Source organism: Glaesserella parasuis (genome assembly GCF_002015085.1).
Classification (GTDB): domain Bacteria; phylum Pseudomonadota; class Gammaproteobacteria; order Enterobacterales; family Pasteurellaceae; genus Glaesserella; species Glaesserella parasuis.
Map to the genome: position 1 here is coordinate 13,759 of NZ_MUXW01000053.1, position 17,958 is coordinate 31,716.

A 17,958-nucleotide genomic window follows, 5' to 3' on the forward strand; every position below is an offset into this window, starting at 1 on the left:
TAATGTAGATCAAATTATTCGTTGATATTATGAATTTCTTCATAAAATAAAATAATTATGTTCTTTGGTATGATCTATTTAGAAACATTCAAACCCAAGCAAATACTATCTATTCTTTAATATGCAAAAAGCGGTCGTAAAACGACCGCTTATAAGAGAGTAAGATGATTATAACCAGAAGAGATAACCTACCGTTGCAATCACAAAAATACAGATAATGTTCAGCCAGAAACCAGCTTTCACCATCTCACTCTGTTTAATTTGCCCTGTACCAAATACAATCGCATTTGGCGGTGTTGCAACTGGTAACATGAAGGCACAAGATGCACCTAAGCCGATAATTAATGCAAGCCCTACTGGTGGCATATTCAAGGCTTGAGCAATAGAAATAAAGATTGGTACTAATAATGCAGCACTTGCTGTATTAGACGTAAATTCTGTTAAGAAAATAATGAATGCTGCAACCAGTAATCCGATAAGGTAGAAGTGTCCGCCTTCAATTAAGAATACGATACCATCCGCCATTACTTTACTAGCCCCTGCTTGACCTAGCACTGAGCTTAAGGTTAAACCACCACCGAAAAGCATTAATACCCCCCATTCGGTATTTTTCTGAATATCGTCCCACGAAGCAACTCTAGTGATACAAATTAAGACTGCAGCAAAAAGAGCAACGATACTGTCGAAACTGCCAATTTTACCTTGTAGCCCTAATAAGCCAGAAATTAGTGGGTTAATTTTATCGCCAAATACCCAACAAATTGCGATAACGCCAAAGATAGAAAGGGTAATAATACGCTCGCGATTTAACTCAATTTTTTCAAAACTATGCTCAAAAGTAACATCAAATTTCGGTTTAAATACCACATATAGCGTTGCGATCATTAATGGCATCAAGATAAACATAATCGGCAAGCCATATTTTAACCAATCTGCAAAAGTTAAATTCAGCTGTGATGCCACAATCGCATTTGGTGGACTACCAACCAACGTCCCCATTCCACCAATACTTGCACTATAAGCAATCCCTAATAATACAAAGACATAGGTGTTGTGGTGAGTTTCTTTATCTAATTTACTTAAAATCCCCATTGCAAGCGGTAACATCATTGCTGCGGTTGCTGTATTACTCATCCACATTGAAAGAAATGCAGTAACAGAGAATAGGTAAATCACCGCAACGGATAATTTTCCTTTTGCCATTGCCATAATTTTATTTGCAATCAGGCGATCAAGCTGTTGAATGTGTAATGCTGTAGCTAAAGCAAAACCACCAAAGAAAAGGAAGATAGTTGGATCAGCAAAAGCACTTAAGGCTTCTTTAGATTTTACTACCCCTAGACCAATCGCCAGAACAGGCACAAGTAGAGCCGTTACTGTAACGTGTAGAGCTTCCGTAAGCCATAAAACTGCAACAAATACTAATAAGGCTAAACCTTTACTTACAGTGGGTTCAAAAGGTAATGTATTTAATAAGACAAAGAATAAAACAATATCAAATAACAGAATAAGTCCATTCCTTGTTATTGGGTTTGATGATTGATGTGATACCGACATAAAGCCCCCACAAAATAAAATGATGTAGATCAATAAACCAGATTAGTTTATCAAAACAGTAATTTATTAAAATAAGCAAATGTTGGATTTGTGAGTTATATCACAATTTTTTAACAAAAAGAAAGGTAGGCTCTTGCCTACCTTAGAAAAGATTATTTGGTATATTACCGCTTGTTACTGAGTTGATCTTCTCTCGCTTGCTCTTTTTTCACCAACTGCAACGTCTGACGAATTTCACGTTTACTTTGCCAAACTAACAGACCGACAGAAAGAAAAGTAATTCCATAAGAGAGCCATACATAGAAGCCGTAACCGCCCATTGAGAAAAAATCACTGAGTGATGCAAATTGAAAGGTCATATTTTCTCCTATTTACTTAATTTTGCGAGTTCACGCACCCAAGGGCGTTTGCGTTCATCTTGAAGTAATGCACTGCGATAACGCACAATGCTTAACCAAATCATAAAGATCATTGAGCCAAAAATCGCCAATAATAATGGGATTAACATTTCGGTTGCCATTGAAGGCTTATCAAATTTAGTGATGGTTGCCCCTTGGTGTAGCGTGTTCCACCATTCCACAGAGAAGTGGATAATCGGTAAGTTGATTACGCCTACCATTGAAAGTACACCAGCCGCTTTTGCACCCGTATTTTTATCTTGGAAAGCAGAATAGAGTGCCATTACGCCAAGATAGAGAAAAAATAGTACTAAGGCAGAGGTTAAACGTGCGTCCCATACCCACCAAGTTCCCCACATCGGTTTGCCCCAAATTGCTCCTGTCACAAGAGAAAGAAAGGCAAAGACCATTCCAATTGGTGCCATTGAGATCATTGCTAGATGTGCTTGGCGAATTTGCCATACCGCTGCAATAAGTGCAGCAACTGCCATTGAGCCATAAACACCCATCGACCAAATTGCCACTGGAACGTGAATGAAAATAATGCGATAGCTATCGCCTTGTTGATAATCTTTTGGGGCGAATGCCAAACCAATAATAAATGCTGCTGAAAGCAATAAAAAACTTAAGACTGCAAGCCAAGGCTGCACCTTCCCTAGCAAGTGGTACTGTGTTTCAGACTTTGCGTAAGGGTGTAACCATTTCCACATAAAAACTCCAAGTTATTACAAAAAATAGGGTTCAAATTACCGCTTGTTACTGTAAACTAACCCTTAACGCCCCTGCGATTGCAAAAGGCGAAAAGGTTAATGAGAGGGCTAACATTGCCCCTAAAATAGCCAATTGCCCTGTATATCCCATATTTAAGGTTGAGGCTTCTAACACGGCGGCAGCGAAGATCAATACAGGTAGAAAGAGCGGTAAGATCAATAAACTGAGTAGCGTACCACCTTTTCTCAACCCCACCGTTAAAGCAACCCCGATTGCGCCAAGACAACTTAAAATCGGTGTACCTAACAATAGGGTTAAAACCAATGCCCACCAGACTTCTGTTTCAAGGGAAAGTAAAACCGCCGTAATCGGTGAAAGCAGAATTAAAGGCAAACCTGTTAATAGCCAGTGGGCAATCACTTTCGCTAACGCCACTTGTGGCAATCCGACGGGTAGCAACATCAACTGTTCTAATGAGCCGTCTAAATAATCATCACGAAATAGTCGCTCAAAAGAGAGAAGAGCGGAAAGCACCGCTGCAACCCAAGCTGTTCCAGAGGCTATTTTAGCGAGTAACTCAGGATTAGGGCCCATTAAAAGCGGAAACATTGTGATAATAATCAAGAAAAACCATAAAGGGTTTAAAATTTCCGCAGGTTTACGAAAGGCTATGGTTAATTCTCGTTGGATAATAGTCAGTAAAATCATAGGGTTATTTTATACTTTAAATGGATCTAACGATAACAATTGAACTTTGTCACTTTCTGCGGTTTGATGGCTGGTAAAAATCACCATTCCCCCTTGCTCACAATGTTGCTCGATATGGGCGATCAGTTCCGACACCCCTTTTTTATCAATGGCAGTAAAAGGCTCATCTAAAATCCATAACATCGCTTTAGTCAGCCATAATTTTGCTAATGCCACTCGACGTTGTTGCCCTGCCGACAAATGCGAACAAGGCAAATCCTCTCGCCCAATTAACGATACTTTTCCTAAGGCATTCCAAAGGGCTTCATCATCTAAAGGCAATCCCTGAATTTTTTGGAAAAAACGCAAATTTTCCCAAGCGGTCAGTTCAGGCTTAACTCCTGCGTGATGCCCTAAGTAAAAGAGATTAGCGTAGTATTGCTCTCGCTGTTGCTGGATTTTAATTCCATTCCACTGCACTTCGCCTTCTACCGCCACCGCAAGCCCAGCTAAAATCCTCAATAGACTGGTTTTTCCGATACCGTTATGCCCTTCAATTTGCCACCATTGACCACTTGAAATAGTTAATGAACAGCCTTCAAATAAACGAGTTTCACCACGTTCACAGGCAATATTAATGAGCGAAAGTTGATCCATTTAAAGTCCTAAAATTTCTTTGACAAAAGGAAGTGTAAGCTTACGTTGAGCCTGTAATGAGGCGTGATCTAACAACGTCAATTTATGCATTAGGGCTTGTAAATCACGATCTAACCGCTTGAGCAGGAAGTTTGCCACTTCATCTGAAAGCTCTAACCCTTTATTGCGTGCATTACGTTGCAAAATAATACGTTTCTGCTCATCATCAAGATCCGCCAAACGATACACCTCGCCCCAAGTTAAGCGAGAACGCAGGTCAGGCAAGCGAATTGCTAATTGATGTGGCGGACAATCGGCACTGATTAACAATAATGTTTTCTTACCTTGATTAAACAACCCTTGCTGTTCACGAATCTGATTAAACAGATCAAAAATAGCCAATTCCCACTCTTCATCACCTGCCACCGCTTGTATATCATCAAGACAAACCACATCAAGTTGATCCGCATTATCCAATACCGTAGGGGCGAAGTAATGGGATTTATCCAACGGAATATAGGTTGCTGATTGTTGATTAAGCAAATAATGATTACTCACCGCCTTGAGTAAATGGCTCTTGCCACTGCTCTTACCGCCCCAGATATAAAAAAAAGGTTGCTGAACATCTACAAAATTTTGGCGTAGCGAACCCAACAGCAATAAACTGTTTTCGGCGTAAAAGTTGTCGAAAGTATCATCATTAATTTGATGGATCGGTAATGTCAGTTGCAATGTGTTATCTAAGAAAAAATTTTTGCAAAGAATAGCGGAAAAATGAAAGGTTGAGAAGTCTCAACCTTTGATTTATAAGAGATTTTATTTATTAGGCTTTTTGTAGTTTTGTCCAATTATAATATCCATAAAGGGAATTTAATAAATATGCAGAATACATTATGTACATTGATGGATTTTCTGCCCAAAGAATGATAGAGAGAATATTTAAGGCAATCCATAGTAGCCACTGTTCACGATAACGTAGTAACATTAATGCTTGAGCCGCAACCACAATAATTGTAGTTAAACCATCTAAACCTGTCGAACTGCCACCAGCGGCCTTCAAGGCTTGAACTAATAATAATGTTCCAATGACCATAAAAGTTAATAATCCAGTCCATCCTTTAATAGTTAATGCTTTTGTGATCACCGCCTCACTTCCTTCGGCTTTTTGCATATTTTGTTTCCAAAGGAAATAGCCTATAAATTGCGCAGGGATATAAACATAGAGCGTTGTATTCATTTCACCAAGGAAATTTGCACCCCATGCAACGTAGAAATAGCTGTATGCAAAAATTAAACCGAAGAAATAATTGCTGATTTTTCCTTTACTAACAAAAACATTACAGATAATACCTGAAATACCTGCCACCATTCCAATGATAGAATCGGGGTAGTAAATATATACGCCAATTTGAGCTGCAATAAATAAGAAAAGCCAAGCTACCTCAAAGGGTTTCCAGCCACTAAAAAATTCTTCTTTTAATTGGTTTATAAGTATTGGATAATTCATAATGACTCCTAGAATATAGTCTGATTTCTTGTATTCTATCTAAATTTTGTAAGAAATGTATAACATAAATTATATTTCTGAGAACTAGCTCACAAAATTTACTATTCAACCTAATCTCTCTAAATTATTAGAATGTATATTATTCACTAAATTGCATTTGATATAGCTGTTTATAAGCACCTCCTTTTTCCAGCAAGACTTTGTGTGATCCTCGTTCGATAATATCTCCCTGATCCACCACTAAAATCTCATCGGCGTTTTCAATGGTAGACAAACGGTGAGCAATCACTAAAACAGTGCGATCTTTTTGTAGTTCATCAAGGGCTGCTTGAATTGCACGCTCTGATTCGGTATCTAACGCTGAAGTAGCTTCATCTAAGACTAAAACAGGAGAATTTCTCAATAAGGCACGGGCAATCGCCAAACGCTGACGCTGTCCACCAGATAGACTTACCCCGTTTTCACCAATTACTGTATCCAAGCCTTGTGGCATTTTTTCGATAAATTCCATCGCATAAGCGGCTTTAGCTGCAGCTTCGATCTGCTCACGACTGTATTTGTCTTTAGCTGCATAGGCAATGTTATTCGCAATGGTGTCGTTAAATAGATGAACCTGTTGAGAAACAATTGCACACTGTTCACGCAAATTGTTTAAAGTATACTCTTGAATTTTATGATCATCAAGATAAATATTGCCCGAATCAATTTCATAAAAACGGGTAATCAAATTCGCAATGGTCGATTTCCCTGAGCCTGAACGCCCAACTAACGCTAAGGTTTTCCCTGCAGGTAAATTAAACGAGATATTTTTTAAAGCGGGTTGTTCTTTACCAAAATAAGTAAAGGTAACGTTTTCAAAACGAATGTCGCCTTTGGCTCGTTCAATTTGATAAGTGCCTTCATTTTTTTCTGTTGGTAAATCAAATAAGGTAAAGAGCGTTTGGCTTGCCGCCATTCCTCGTTGGAACTGGGCATTAACGTTGGTTAAAGTTTTTAATGGACGTAGAATTCCCATCAACGCCCCTATAACCGCAGCAAATTCCCCTGCCGTTAAATCATCACCAATAATTTCAGGCGAACCTGCGACAAAAAGCACCACCGCTAAGGCTAGAGAAGCGATCACTTGAATAATCGGATCGGCAATCGCACTTGCTGCCATCATTTTCATTCCTTTGCGACGCATATCGTTACTGGTATGGTTGAAGCGTTCTTCTTCGACTTTCTGTCCGCCAAACGATAACACCACTTTATGTCCACGCAACATCTGTTCGGCACTTTCGGTCATGCTTCCCATAGATTCTTGCATATTACGGCTGAGTTTACGAAAGCGTTTTGACACAACTCGGATTAATACCGCAATCACAGGGCCAATGATGAAAAGAACAAGGGATAAACGCCAGCTATAATAAAACATTGTTGTGACGAGAAAGACAATGTAGATCCCTTCTCGGATCACGCTTTGCAACGCATTTGCCGAAGAACTTGCTACTTGCTCAGAATCATAGGTAATACGGGAAAGTAATCTTCCTGAAGAGTTTTGGTCAAAAAATGTTACAGGCATAAACATTAAATGCTTAAATACTTTTTGACGCATTGTCATCACAACTTTACCAGACACCCACGCCAAACAGTAGGCAGAAATAAAGCTGGTGATACCACGAGCAAAAATTAAGCCTACGACAATAAATGCCATCACTTTTAAAAAGTTACGATCAGAGTCAACGCCAAAGCCTTCATCAATCAAAGGTTTAAGCATTGTGATCAAGTATGCATCGGCAGCAGCGTTAAATATCATTGCCACCATTGCCACAATAATCCCTATTTTAAAAAGGGAAATCATAGGCCATAGGCGTTTAAATGTCTGCCAAGTAGAGTGGTCTTGAGTTATATCATCAAGAGAAAAAGGATTTTTATTTGCCATTTTTTATACTTTCTGATCAATCATAGTTTCCCATTCTAAAACTAAATGTTCATTCTGCCAAATATTCATTTCAAAGAAAAAATCAGATAGAATTATTAAAGAGACATATTTTTATCTATGCTTACAAAAGCACAATCAAATCTAGTTTTTGAAAGGATTATATTTCCTTACTATTTTATGATGGCTTAATAGCCCTCTTCACTTCTAAGGATTTTTTATGCTACATCTACTCAAAGGGGCTTATCGTCTATTTCGTTGTATTCGAGAATTTGTGATAAGTCTGGTATTTATTTTATTTGTGATGTTAGTAGGGTTTGCTTTTATGGCGTTATGGTCAAGTGATGCTGCTAACAGCAAAACACCTGTCGAATTTAGTAAAGGGGCTTTATTACTCAATTTAGATGGTTATTTAGCGGATAATCACGATGAATTTAGTGATTTTAATCGCTTTTTACGTTCTGAATTAGGTGGTTCAAATGAGCCGATTAAAATATCAACTTTTGATGTAGTGCGTGCAATAAAGAAAGCACAGTATGATGAAAAAATTACAGGATTAGTGCTTGATTTAAGTTATTTTGAAGGGGGCGATATTCCTTCTTTAACCTTTGTAGGCAAAGAGATTGAGCGTTTTAAACAATCAAATAAACCTGTGATTGCAATTGGTGAAGGATATAGCCAACAACAATATTACATTGCGAGTTATGCGGATAAAATTTATCTAAACAAAGCAGGATTTGTTGATTTACACGGTTTAAATTATTCCACTCTCTATTTCAAGTCGTTGCTAGACAAGATTGAAGTCGTTCCGCATATTTTCCGTGTTGGAACCTATAAGTCTGCCGTTGAACCGTTTTTGCGTGATGATATGTCGGCAGAAGCTCGTCAAAATGCTCAATTATGGCTATCTCAATTATGGGCAAATTTCAGCAGTGCGATTGCTAAAAATCGCCAGATTGATGCAAACACAATAGTGCCAGAAGCAAACCGTTTAATCGCTCAATATAAAGCTGTGAAAGGTGATGATGCTCAATATGCCTTAATGCAAAAATGGGTGACGGACGTGGCAACACATCGTCAAATTCGTCTTGACTTGATTGAGCAATTTGGTGAAGATCAAGACGGAAACTATAACCATATCGACTTTTTTGACTATTCTTTGTCGTTATCTGACCGCTTTAATGTGGTAGGCAAGGATAAAATCGCTATTGTGAATGTTGAAGGGGCGATTGTGTTAGGGGAAAGCGATGATGAAGTTGCTGGCAGTGATACGATTGTAAAATTGCTGAGAAAAGCTCGCGAAGATGATGAAGTGCGAGGCGTAGTGTTGCGGATTAATAGCCCTGGTGGAAGTGCGATGGCATCGGAATTAATTCGCCAAGAGGTTGAAGATTTGCAACAAGTGGGGAAACCTGTTGTTGCATCAATGGGCGGAATGGCTGCTTCGGGTGGTTACTGGATTGCGGCAACAAGCGATAAAATCATTGCAAGCCCAACAACTTTGACAGGCTCTATCGGTATTTTTGGTTTAGCTGTCAGTTTTGAGAAAACCGCAAAAAAACTTGGTGTGAGTGAAGATGGTGTTAGTACATCGCCTTTTGCAAAACAAACCGCATTAAAACCGTTATCAAAAGAGCAAAGTGAGTTAATTCAAATTAGTATTGAAAATGGCTACAACCGTTTCCTTGAGTTAGTTAGCAAGGGGCGAAAAATGTCGAAAGGTGATGTAGATAAAGTGGCTCAAGGGCAAGTGTGGCTTGGAGAAAGTGCCTTTGAAAAAGGGCTTGTTGATGAGTTGGGTGATTTTGATGATGCTTATCACGCTTTAACAATCTTAATCAATGAAAAACGTAAAACGAAAGGAGAAGCGGAAATTGAACATTTTAGTACACAATGGTTAATTGATGAAAGTGATGATTTGATGAGCCAAGTAATGCGTGATTTCAAATTGCAATTACAATTAAAAGCTGTGGAATGGTTGAATTTGCCTTTGCCTCAACAAACTCAGCAACAGCTTGGTATGTTGGCAAGATTTAATGATCCTAAGCAGAGTTATCTCTACTGTTTAAATTGTGGTAGTGTGAAGTAGTTGAACGAACGAGACAAATAGCGTTCGTATACTCTAGCTAATTTAGGGAAATTCACTTTGATTAATGAATTGAGGATTGCAAAACAAGCTATACCTCTTTAAACTTCTCACCTAATTTTTATATAGAAAAAGCAATGACAATGACAGAAACAATGACACTTTCTTTAGGACAACAGCTAAAAAATGCTCGTGAAGCATTAAATCTGACGATTGAGGATGTAGCTCGAAAAACAAATCTGAAAAAAATCCACCTTGAAGCGATAGAAAATGATATTTTTATTTTGCCAAGCGTGCCGCCAGCTTTCGTGCGTGGTTATGTGCGTAATTATGTACGTTTTCTGCGTTTGCCTGAAACACTTGTAAATTCAGTGAATTACGGCGAAGTGACAATTCCAAAAGAGGTCCGAAAAGCAGCACCTATTGCGGTTAAAAACCATAAGTCGCAAATGCGTTGGGTAAAAGGGCTGACGTGGATTGTGTTGTTAAGTGCAGTAGGGATGACGTTAGCTTGGTGGTGGCAAGAGCATCAGAAAGATCAGGCTAACCGTGAGCAGTTGATTGTGAACACCACTGAAGCAACAGCTAAAGTTGCCGAAGAGCCTCAACAAGCGGTAACATTGCCTGCTGAAAATGCAGTGCCAGCAACACCTGCAACAGTAGCAGAAAGCAGCACGCCTGTTGCTGTAGAGCAAGCTGAGCCAGTTCAATCTGTTCAAACTGAGCCTGTGCTTATACAAACAGAAGTTACGCCTCCTGTTCAAACAGGTAGCTCAAGAATTTCAATGGTTATTTCGCCTAATTCAGGAAATGTTACACCACAAGTTTCGACAGAAATAGCTGTACCAACTCAAACTGAGCAGCCACTTAATATTCTGCAAGCAACTCAAACAGAAGCAAGCAATCAAACGGAAGAACCAGCACAAACGGCGGTAGAGGAAGAGCTGAGAATTGAGATTACGGGTGCTGAAAGCTGGATTACTGTGCGTACTGCACAAAATAAACGATTAGCAGAAAGACTTTATAAGGCAGGTGAAGTACTAAGTTTTAACGATAACGAACAATATCGTTTAACTGTGGGTGCGCCTGCTAATGTCAAAATTTATTACAAAGGGCAAGTTGTTCCATTGAAAGTAGATGGACGAGTTGCACGTTTCAAATTACCTTTAGCGGAATAATATGTTAAAAGAACCACCTATTAAGCGTCGTCAATCGACCAAAATTTATGTCGGTAATGTGCCTGTGGGGGGCGACGCACCGATTGCTGTTCAATCAATGACGAACACAAGAACCACAGATGTGGAAGCGACTGTGGCACAAATTAAAGCTCTTGAGCGCGTTGGGGCGGATATTGTGCGTGTGTCTGTGCCAACAATGGACGCAGCTGAAGCCTTTAAATTGATAAAACAGCAGGTAAACGTACCGCTTGTGGCGGATATTCATTTTGACTACCGTATTGCGTTGAAAGTGGCGGAATATGGCGTGGATTGCTTGCGTATCAATCCAGGTAATATCGGCAAAGAAGAGCGTATTCGTGCAGTGGTGGATTGTGCGAGAGATAAAAATATTCCGATTCGTATCGGGGTGAATGCAGGCTCTCTTGAAAAAGATATTCAAGAGAAATTCGGCGAGCCAACGCCAGAAGCTTTGTTAGAGTCAGCACTTCGTCATGTTGAGATCTTAGATCGCCTTAATTTCGATCAATTTAAAGTGAGTGTGAAAGCGTCAGATGTCTTTTTAGCGGTCGAATCTTACCGCTTGTTAGCTAAAGCGATCAAACAGCCGATCCATTTAGGTATTACGGAAGCTGGTGGCGCAAGAGCAGGGGCTGTGAAATCAGCAATCGGTTTAGGTTTATTACTTTCAGAGGGGATCGGTGATACGCTTCGTGTTTCATTAGCCGCAGATCCTGTTGAAGAGATCAAAGTGGGCTTTGATATTCTAAAATCCTTGCGTATCCGTTCTCGTGGGATCAACTTTATCGCTTGCCCAACTTGCTCTCGTCAAGAGTTTGATGTGATCGGCACGGTCAATGCCCTTGAACAACGTTTAGAAGATATTATTACACCGATGGACGTGTCCATTATCGGCTGTGTGGTGAATGGTCCAGGTGAAGCGTTAGTGTCAGATCTTGGCGTGACAGGCTCAAATAAAATGAGCGGTTTTTATCTTGATGGCGTTCGTCAGAAAGAGCGTTTTGACAATGATAAATTGATCGACCAGCTCGAAGCGAAAATTCGAGCAAGAGTGGCAGAACAGCATAATCGCATTGATATTACTCAAATTTAATTTTTATTTTTAGGAAAGCACAATGAAAGTCGCGGTTTTTAGTACCAAAAGTTATGATCGAAAATATCTCGAAATAGCTAATCAACAATACCATTTTGAGTTTGAATTTTTTGATTTTATGTTGAATGAACAGACCGTAAAAATGGCTGAAGGCTGTGAATCGGTTTGTATTTTCGTGAATGATGATGGTAGCCGTAAAGTCCTTAAGAAATTAGCTGAACAAGGAACAAAAATGGTGGCTTTACGTTGTGCAGGCTTTATAATGTAGATTTACAAGCCGCAGAGGAACTTGGTATTCAAGTGGTTCGCGTACCAGCGTATTCACCTGAAGCTGTGGCTCAACATACCGTTGGCTTAATGATGACATTAAACCACCGTATTCATCGAGCTTATCAGCGTACCCGTGAAGCAAACTTCTCTCTTGAAGGGCTAATCGGATTTAATATGTACAAACGTACCGTTGGGGTGATTGGCACAGGGAAAATTGGTATTGCAACAACGCGAATTTTAAAAGGCTTTGGAATGAATATTCTTGCCTTTGACCCATTTAAAAATCCTGTTGTGGAAGAAATTGGGGCAAAATATGTCACACTTGATGAACTTTATGCTAAGTCCGATGTGATAACCCTACATTGCCCAGCTACGCCAGAGAACTATCATCTGTTAAATAAAGAGACTTTTGACAAAATGAAAGACGGCGTGATGATCATCAATACCAGCCGTGGTTCATTAATTGATACTCCTGAAGCGATTGAAGCATTAAAACGTCGTAAAATCGGTGCGTTAGGTATGGACGTTTATGAAAACGAACGTGATCTTTTCTTTGAAGATAAATCAAATGAAGTGATTTTAGATGATCTTTTCCGCCGTTTGTCTTCTTGCCATAACGTGCTTTTAACAGGGCATCAAGCATTTTTAACAGAAGAAGCATTGATGAATATCTCAGATGTGACACTGTATAATATCTGCTGTTTACAAAAAGGGGGACGCTGCAAAAATCAAATTGAATAGAAATAGAATACAAAATAATTGAGAATAAATATTTCTAACAACTGTTTGTCTATTACTCCTAATCTTAATGGCTGCTTAAAAAGGATAAATTTCTCTAGTATCCCAATGCTTTAAAATTGGGTAAAAAATTGTTGTTATCTAAACGCTTTACCACAGTATCAATAAAGCCATCAATATTTAAACAAAGCTCACGCCACCCTTGAGGAATCGCATCTAATGTGAAATCATTACAATGTGGTTTGAATTGTATACACGTTGAGGGCGTTGATAATATACGATACCCATTCCATTGAGCATCAACCTCTTGATGAATATGCCCATGTACAATAGCCTTCACTTTCGGAAAAGCTTTTAATGTAGCAAGTAGATCATTTACATTAGAAAGGCTATGCTGATCAAGCCATGCTGAATTTGTTGGCAGAATATTATGGTGTAAAACAATTAAAGAATATCGTTCAGGATGGACTTCCAACTTTCTTTTTTAAAAAAGCAAGCTCAGAAAACTCTAATCTACCTTTAGGGCTATCTTGAATATGGCTATCAAGAAGAATTATCTGCCAATGATCACCAACTAAAATATGCTTTTCAGGTTTAATTTGAGAATAAATAGACAAAGCATTACGCATCTGTGGTTGTAAATCATGATTTCCAGCTACCCAGAAGAGTGGTTTAACCAACGGTTTAACCATTTTTGCAAAACGATGATATGCCTCTCGATTATGGTCTTGAACAAGATCGCCTGTTGCAAGAATCAAGTCATACTCAAATGATTCTTTCATGATCATATTAAGCACAGCTTGAAAACTTTGAGTGGTATTAACCCCTAATAGTTCACAAGTATCTGATGCAAATAAATGTGAATCGGTAATTTGTAAAATCCGAATTATTGGGGAGCTTAAGGGAAATATATAACTATCGTCCATAATACTAAAGGTTCAAAGAAAAGCCATAAGATGGATAAGCAACTACTCTACTGATTTCCCAAACGCTGTCATCAAGAAAAATAGAAAAATGTGACATCTCCTGCACTTTTCACAAAAATTTACATTGCTTAATAATTTTTTGCAACTCTAATATATTACATATATGTCAATAATGATTAATCAGAACTAGTGTTAGTTAAAATTAGTTCAAAAAACTATCAAAAATTAACTCATAATTATCCCCATCCCTATTATAAGAAATATAACGGGGAAATTTTTCACCTGAAAATTTCTTCACTATAATCTGTTTAGCACCCGTTTTGAATCTGTAAGTTATTTCCTCAACATCTATTTCTCCTACTCTAAGAATAGCTCTAGATTCATTTACAATCGTATCCTTATGTGGATAAAGTTTTTTACCATTTGTCGTTTGAAAATTATACGGTAATACTCCATAATAGCTGAGTTGAAATGCAATAGAAAATAAATCAAACGTTGGTAAAGTTAAGATCTCCTGTTTAAGTGGTTCTACTACTTTCCCATATTGAATTATTGTTCCCTTAACCTCTGCCTTAGCATAAGTTTTCCCATTTCTTATATCTTGGTAATTCAACATATTAAATTGTTTACCTTGTATTTTACCACCTGTATTAAATACTATATTATATAAAGGAATGTTAATTTTAGATATTATTGAATAATATTCATCACTCTTTTTAAAATGGATATATGTTGGCATTATATAATTAGACTTATACTTGATATGAAACTCTTCTGCCCTTATAGATTGAACAATACAAATAAAAGAAATAATTAATACTCCTAATTTTTTTAATGCATTCATTAAATTTCCTCTAAACTAACGTACTCAAAAAGTCTAGCAATCGCATTATTATCACGAAGTTGCTCAGCTTCTTCAACTTTTATTCTAGTTAAATGAGCAGAAAAATAATTGATAAAATCATACATATAATTACGTAAAAAAGCACCTCGCTTAAAAGCTATTTGTGTCATACTAGATTGAAAAAGATGGCTTGCATCAATAGCAACTAAATCTTTGTCTTCCTTCGTATATGCCATAGTTGCCATAATTCCAATACCTAAGCCAGAACGAACATAGGTCTTAATAACATCAGCATCAGTAGCTGTAAATACTATTCTAGGTAGAATACCATGTTTATTAAAAGCCTTATCCAGATCTGAGCGCCCCGTAAAACCAAATGTATAAGTGATTAAATCATATTGTCCCAACTCTTCAATAGTTAATTTATTATTTCGCTTATTTAGCTTGGCCAAAGGATGATCTGGTTTTACAATCACTGAACGATTCCACATGTAACAAGGTAACAGAATAACATTTTCAAAAAGATATTGAGCCTCTGTAATAATAGCTAAATCAACCTCTCCTGCCATTAATGCATCATATATTTGTGTTGGAGATCCTTGATGAAGATGTAAACTTACGGAGGGGTATTTATTCTTAAATTTTTCAATTATCTTTGGTAATACGTAACGAGCTTGGGTATTTGTAGTTGCAATTCTGAGTATTCCCTTATGCGGACTTGTTTGCTCTTCTGCAATAGATTTAATCCCTTGGGCTTGTGCCAACATCTCCCGAGCAATTGTAATAATACGTTCCCCTGCCGGAGTAAGCGCTTTAATATGTTTTCCACATCGTTCAAAAATATGTATACCTAATTCATCTTCTAACAAACGGACTTGCTTACTAATTCCAGGCTGAGATGTATAAAGTACCTCAGCAGCTTCTGTAATATTCATATTTTGATTAACGATTTCAACAATATAGCGTAACTGCTGTAATTTCACGTATATATCCTTTATTTCTAACTTAGTACAATATTAAGTAATTGCTTTAAATCAGTAATTTCATAAGTTGGCTTAATTTCTGTATGATTAACTTCCTTGCAAGGGTTAAACCAGCAAGAATCAATACCTATTTGATTTGCACCTAAAATATCAGAAGAAAGAGTATCTCCTACCATCAATATTCTAGACTTATTTATATCTCCCATTTGTTGAAAAGCAAACTTAAAAATTCTTTCATCTGGCTTTGGCACCCCTGCAACCTCCGAACTAATCACAATATCAAAATACTTTTCTGTATTAGTATTTTCCAGACGCTTCTTTTGCAAGATTTCTAAACCATTTGTAATAATTCCCATTCTAATTATTCCAAACAATTTTTCTAATACCTCTATAGTTCCAGATAATGGTTTACTTATTACAGCCATTTTTAACATTAATTCATTATTTAAAGCTAATTCGTCTTTTCCAATTTTTTTTGCAATGTTAGAGAATCGACATATTTGAAGCTGTTCAATTGTGATTTCTTGATTTTGATATGCAAGCCACAAGGGCTTATTCACAGCTTGAAAAGCTTCATAATCATCTTGGGAAAACTCTATACCATAACAAGCTAAAACTGCTTGTAAACCTAAATATGAATTAAATGAAAATAACGTTTCATCCGCATCAAATAAAATCCACTGATACTTCATATTTTCTCTTGAGTTATTATACTACTCAGATATATTAATTTCTTTCGTAATCCAATCAACAAAATGCTGTACTTTAGGATTGTCTGATATTTGAGATGGATAAACAACATAAAATGATTTTTCATCACTTAATCCTGTAGAAAAAGGCTCAATTAAATTTCCTTGTTCTAATTCATGCTGAGCAATAGTCTTGTTGGCAATAGCAATACCTTGCTGATACAAAGCTGCTTGTAATGCCATAAATGTATGACTAAAAATTGGACCAATTTCCTCAACATCAATTTGTTCACTTAAACCAAAATATTCAATCGTTCGCTTCCATTTATTACGGCTAAATACATGCAATAATGTTTTTCCAATCAGATCTTTTGGTGATTTTAACGGATTTTCCTCTAAGAACTTAGGAGAAGCTAAAATTACTAATGGAGCTTCTGTTAAGCGAATAGATTCCACATTCTCCCATTTACCTGAACCATAATAAATAGCAACATCAATTTCTTTTCCAAGCTGAGCCTCATCTTGATCTACACCTTTAATCCTGACCTCAATATGGGGGAACCGCTCATGAAACTTACTCAACCGAGGAACAAGCCAATGCATACCAAAAGTTTGAGGCACACTAATTGTAAGAATTTGTCTATTATTTTTAGAACGAATTTTATCCGTTGCTTTAGCAATTTGCTCTAATAGCGGGCGAATTTCATCAAAATATTGCAAACCAAGTTCCGTTAATTCTAACACCCTATTTTTCCGATGAAAAAGTTGAATATTTAAAAAATCTTCAAGTAATTTAATCTGATGGCTAACTGCGGCCTGGGTAACAAATAGCTCATCTGCAGCTTTCGTAAAATTAAGATGACGAGCAGCAGATTCAAATGCCTTGAGAGCATTGAGTGGCGGTAACTTTTTATTGTTCATAATTTTTACTAGAAAAAGTGAGTTTTTTTAGATTACTTTTTTTGATAAATAAAATTAAAAAATCTCGTTTGTATAACTGGTCAAACATCTCTAAAATTCAGCACCATACTTAGATGGATAGTGATAGCTGTCTTTTAGCTATTTTTGAATTTTAAGTATGATGTTGTGTTTGCATATTGGTCTAGGAAACTAGACTAGAGTAACAAAAAAGTTACTCGTTTCACTTCCTGTATATTTTGAACCTTTTGGTTTAGCTACCGCCCATGTTGGGCGGTTTTTTTATAGCAGAATTTCCTACTATTCTACCAGAATATACAAAAATTGCCACCCAAAGCCTCACTTTCGATCAGGGCAAGATCGCATCTTTCTCAAATTTATGATCTAATACACCTTAATTATCCATATCAAATCAGGTTGTAAAATGAGCGTTTTTCGTTTTTTTGAAAATTTATCCGACCCACGAGCCTATAATCAAAAACACCACTTTTTAGACATCGTTTTTCTCGTCCTCAGTGCCGTGATTTCGGGGGCAAACAGCTGGACTGAAATCAAACTTTTTGGCGAATTACATTTGGATTGGTTGCGAAAATATCGTCCTTTTGAGTGTGGTATTCCTGTCGATGATACTATCGCTCATGTAATAAAACACATTGAGCCACAAGCGTTTAATGAGGTTTTTCTTAATTTTATCAATGAGATACGCACACAACAAGGACGTGAAGTGATTGCGATTGATGGCAAGACACTTCGTCATAGTTTCAATCCAGAAACCCAAAGTGCTTTGCACAGTGTGACAGT

16 protein-coding genes and 2 pseudogenes are annotated in these 17,958 nt (G+C 37.4%); 5 read left to right on the plus strand and 13 right to left on the minus strand.

Going from position 1 to position 17,958, the window contains the following annotated elements; genetic code table 11:
• Positions 1–168: 168 nt before the first annotated feature.
• From B0183_RS10770 to msbA, 8 genes are all read right to left on the minus strand, one after another.
• The gene (locus tag B0183_RS10770; protein WP_078208779.1) at positions 169–1,557 is read right to left on the minus strand and encodes a DASS family sodium-coupled anion symporter; all 1,389 of its coding nucleotides are present in this window, start codon (positions 1,555–1,557) and stop codon (positions 169–171) included.
• Positions 1,558–1,721: 164 nt separating this feature from the next.
• Positions 1,722–1,916 (minus strand): heme exporter protein CcmD, encoded by a 195-nt coding sequence (gene ccmD, locus B0183_RS10775; RefSeq protein ID WP_010786065.1) that lies wholly within the window; start codon positions 1,914–1,916, stop codon positions 1,722–1,724.
• 8 nt (positions 1,917–1,924) lie between these two features.
• Positions 1,925–2,665, minus strand: a complete 741-nt coding sequence (locus B0183_RS10780) for a heme ABC transporter permease (RefSeq protein ID WP_078208780.1) — start codon at positions 2,663–2,665, stop codon at positions 1,925–1,927.
• A 46-nt stretch (positions 2,666–2,711) separates the two neighbouring features.
• Positions 2,712–3,374: a heme exporter protein CcmB gene (ccmB, locus tag B0183_RS10785; RefSeq protein ID WP_021113229.1), complete on the minus strand. Its 663-nt coding sequence runs from the start codon at positions 3,372–3,374 to the stop codon at positions 2,712–2,714.
• A gap of 9 nt (positions 3,375–3,383) precedes the next feature.
• A complete protein-coding gene (ccmA, locus tag B0183_RS10790; protein ID WP_021119407.1) occupies positions 3,384–4,010 on the minus strand; it encodes a cytochrome c biogenesis heme-transporting ATPase CcmA in 627 nt (208 codons plus the stop codon).
• The gene (gene hda / locus B0183_RS10795) at positions 4,011–4,721 is read right to left on the minus strand and encodes a DnaA regulatory inactivator Hda (protein WP_021113223.1); all 711 of its coding nucleotides are present in this window, start codon (positions 4,719–4,721) and stop codon (positions 4,011–4,013) included.
• A 91-nt stretch (positions 4,722–4,812) separates the two neighbouring features.
• Positions 4,813–5,496, minus strand: coding sequence for a nicotinamide riboside transporter PnuC (pnuC, locus tag B0183_RS10800; RefSeq protein ID WP_021113230.1), 684 nt, complete (start codon positions 5,494–5,496; stop codon positions 4,813–4,815).
• Positions 5,497–5,635: 139 nt separating this feature from the next.
• On the minus strand, positions 5,636–7,417 hold the full coding sequence (gene msbA / locus B0183_RS10805; RefSeq protein WP_021113241.1) for a lipid A ABC transporter ATP-binding protein/permease MsbA: 1,782 nt from the start codon (positions 7,415–7,417) through the stop codon (positions 5,636–5,638).
• Positions 7,418–7,634: 217 nt separating this feature from the next.
• On the opposite strand from msbA, the gene sppA reads away from it, so the two are divergent.
• The 4 genes and pseudogenes from sppA to B0183_RS10825 all read left to right on the plus strand — a co-directional run bounded on the left by sppA (position 7,635) and on the right by B0183_RS10825 (position 12,800).
• Complete coding sequence (gene sppA, locus B0183_RS10810; RefSeq protein ID WP_078208781.1) at positions 7,635–9,503, plus strand: signal peptide peptidase SppA; 1,869 nt, start codon at positions 7,635–7,637, stop codon at positions 9,501–9,503.
• A 134-nt stretch (positions 9,504–9,637) separates the two neighbouring features.
• Entirely contained in the window at positions 9,638–10,678 is a 1,041-nt protein-coding gene (locus tag B0183_RS10815; RefSeq protein ID WP_078208782.1) for a RodZ domain-containing protein, read from the plus strand.
• Position 10,679: 1 nt separating this feature from the next.
• Positions 10,680–11,789, plus strand: a complete 1,110-nt coding sequence (gene ispG / locus B0183_RS10820; protein ID WP_021112005.1) for a flavodoxin-dependent (E)-4-hydroxy-3-methylbut-2-enyl-diphosphate synthase — start codon at positions 10,680–10,682, stop codon at positions 11,787–11,789.
• Positions 11,790–11,811: 22 nt separating this feature from the next.
• Positions 11,812–12,800 (plus strand): annotated as a pseudogene (locus tag B0183_RS10825) (2-hydroxyacid dehydrogenase).
• A 94-nt stretch (positions 12,801–12,894) separates the two neighbouring features.
• On the opposite strand, the pseudogene cpdA reads toward B0183_RS10825, so the two are convergent.
• The 5 genes and pseudogenes from cpdA to B0183_RS10850 form a co-directional block, all read right to left on the minus strand.
• Positions 12,895–13,723, minus strand: a pseudogene (gene cpdA / locus B0183_RS10830) (3',5'-cyclic-AMP phosphodiesterase).
• A 202-nt stretch (positions 13,724–13,925) separates the two neighbouring features.
• Positions 13,926–14,567 carry a hypothetical protein gene (locus B0183_RS10835; RefSeq protein ID WP_043896638.1) on the minus strand — a complete coding sequence of 214 codons (642 nt, stop codon included), beginning with the start codon at positions 14,565–14,567 and terminating at the stop codon, positions 13,926–13,928.
• Positions 14,567–15,550: an HTH-type transcriptional regulator CysB gene (gene cysB, locus B0183_RS10840; protein ID WP_021112000.1), complete on the minus strand. Its 984-nt coding sequence runs from the start codon at positions 15,548–15,550 to the stop codon at positions 14,567–14,569. The genes B0183_RS10835 and cysB overlap by 1 nt, the downstream gene beginning before the upstream one ends.
• Before the next feature lie 17 nt (positions 15,551–15,567).
• Positions 15,568–16,242: a pyrimidine 5'-nucleotidase gene (gene yjjG / locus B0183_RS10845; RefSeq protein WP_010786074.1), complete on the minus strand. Its 675-nt coding sequence runs from the start codon at positions 16,240–16,242 to the stop codon at positions 15,568–15,570.
• 21 nt (positions 16,243–16,263) lie between these two features.
• Positions 16,264–17,160 (minus strand): transcriptional regulator GcvA, encoded by an 897-nt coding sequence (locus B0183_RS10850; RefSeq protein WP_021113240.1) that lies wholly within the window; start codon positions 17,158–17,160, stop codon positions 16,264–16,266.
• A 421-nt stretch (positions 17,161–17,581) separates the two neighbouring features.
• Here B0183_RS10850 and B0183_RS10855 point away from each other — a divergent pair.
• The coding region (locus B0183_RS10855) for an ISAs1 family transposase (protein ID WP_131826776.1) at positions 17,582–17,958 on the plus strand (377 nt) is incomplete at its 3' end.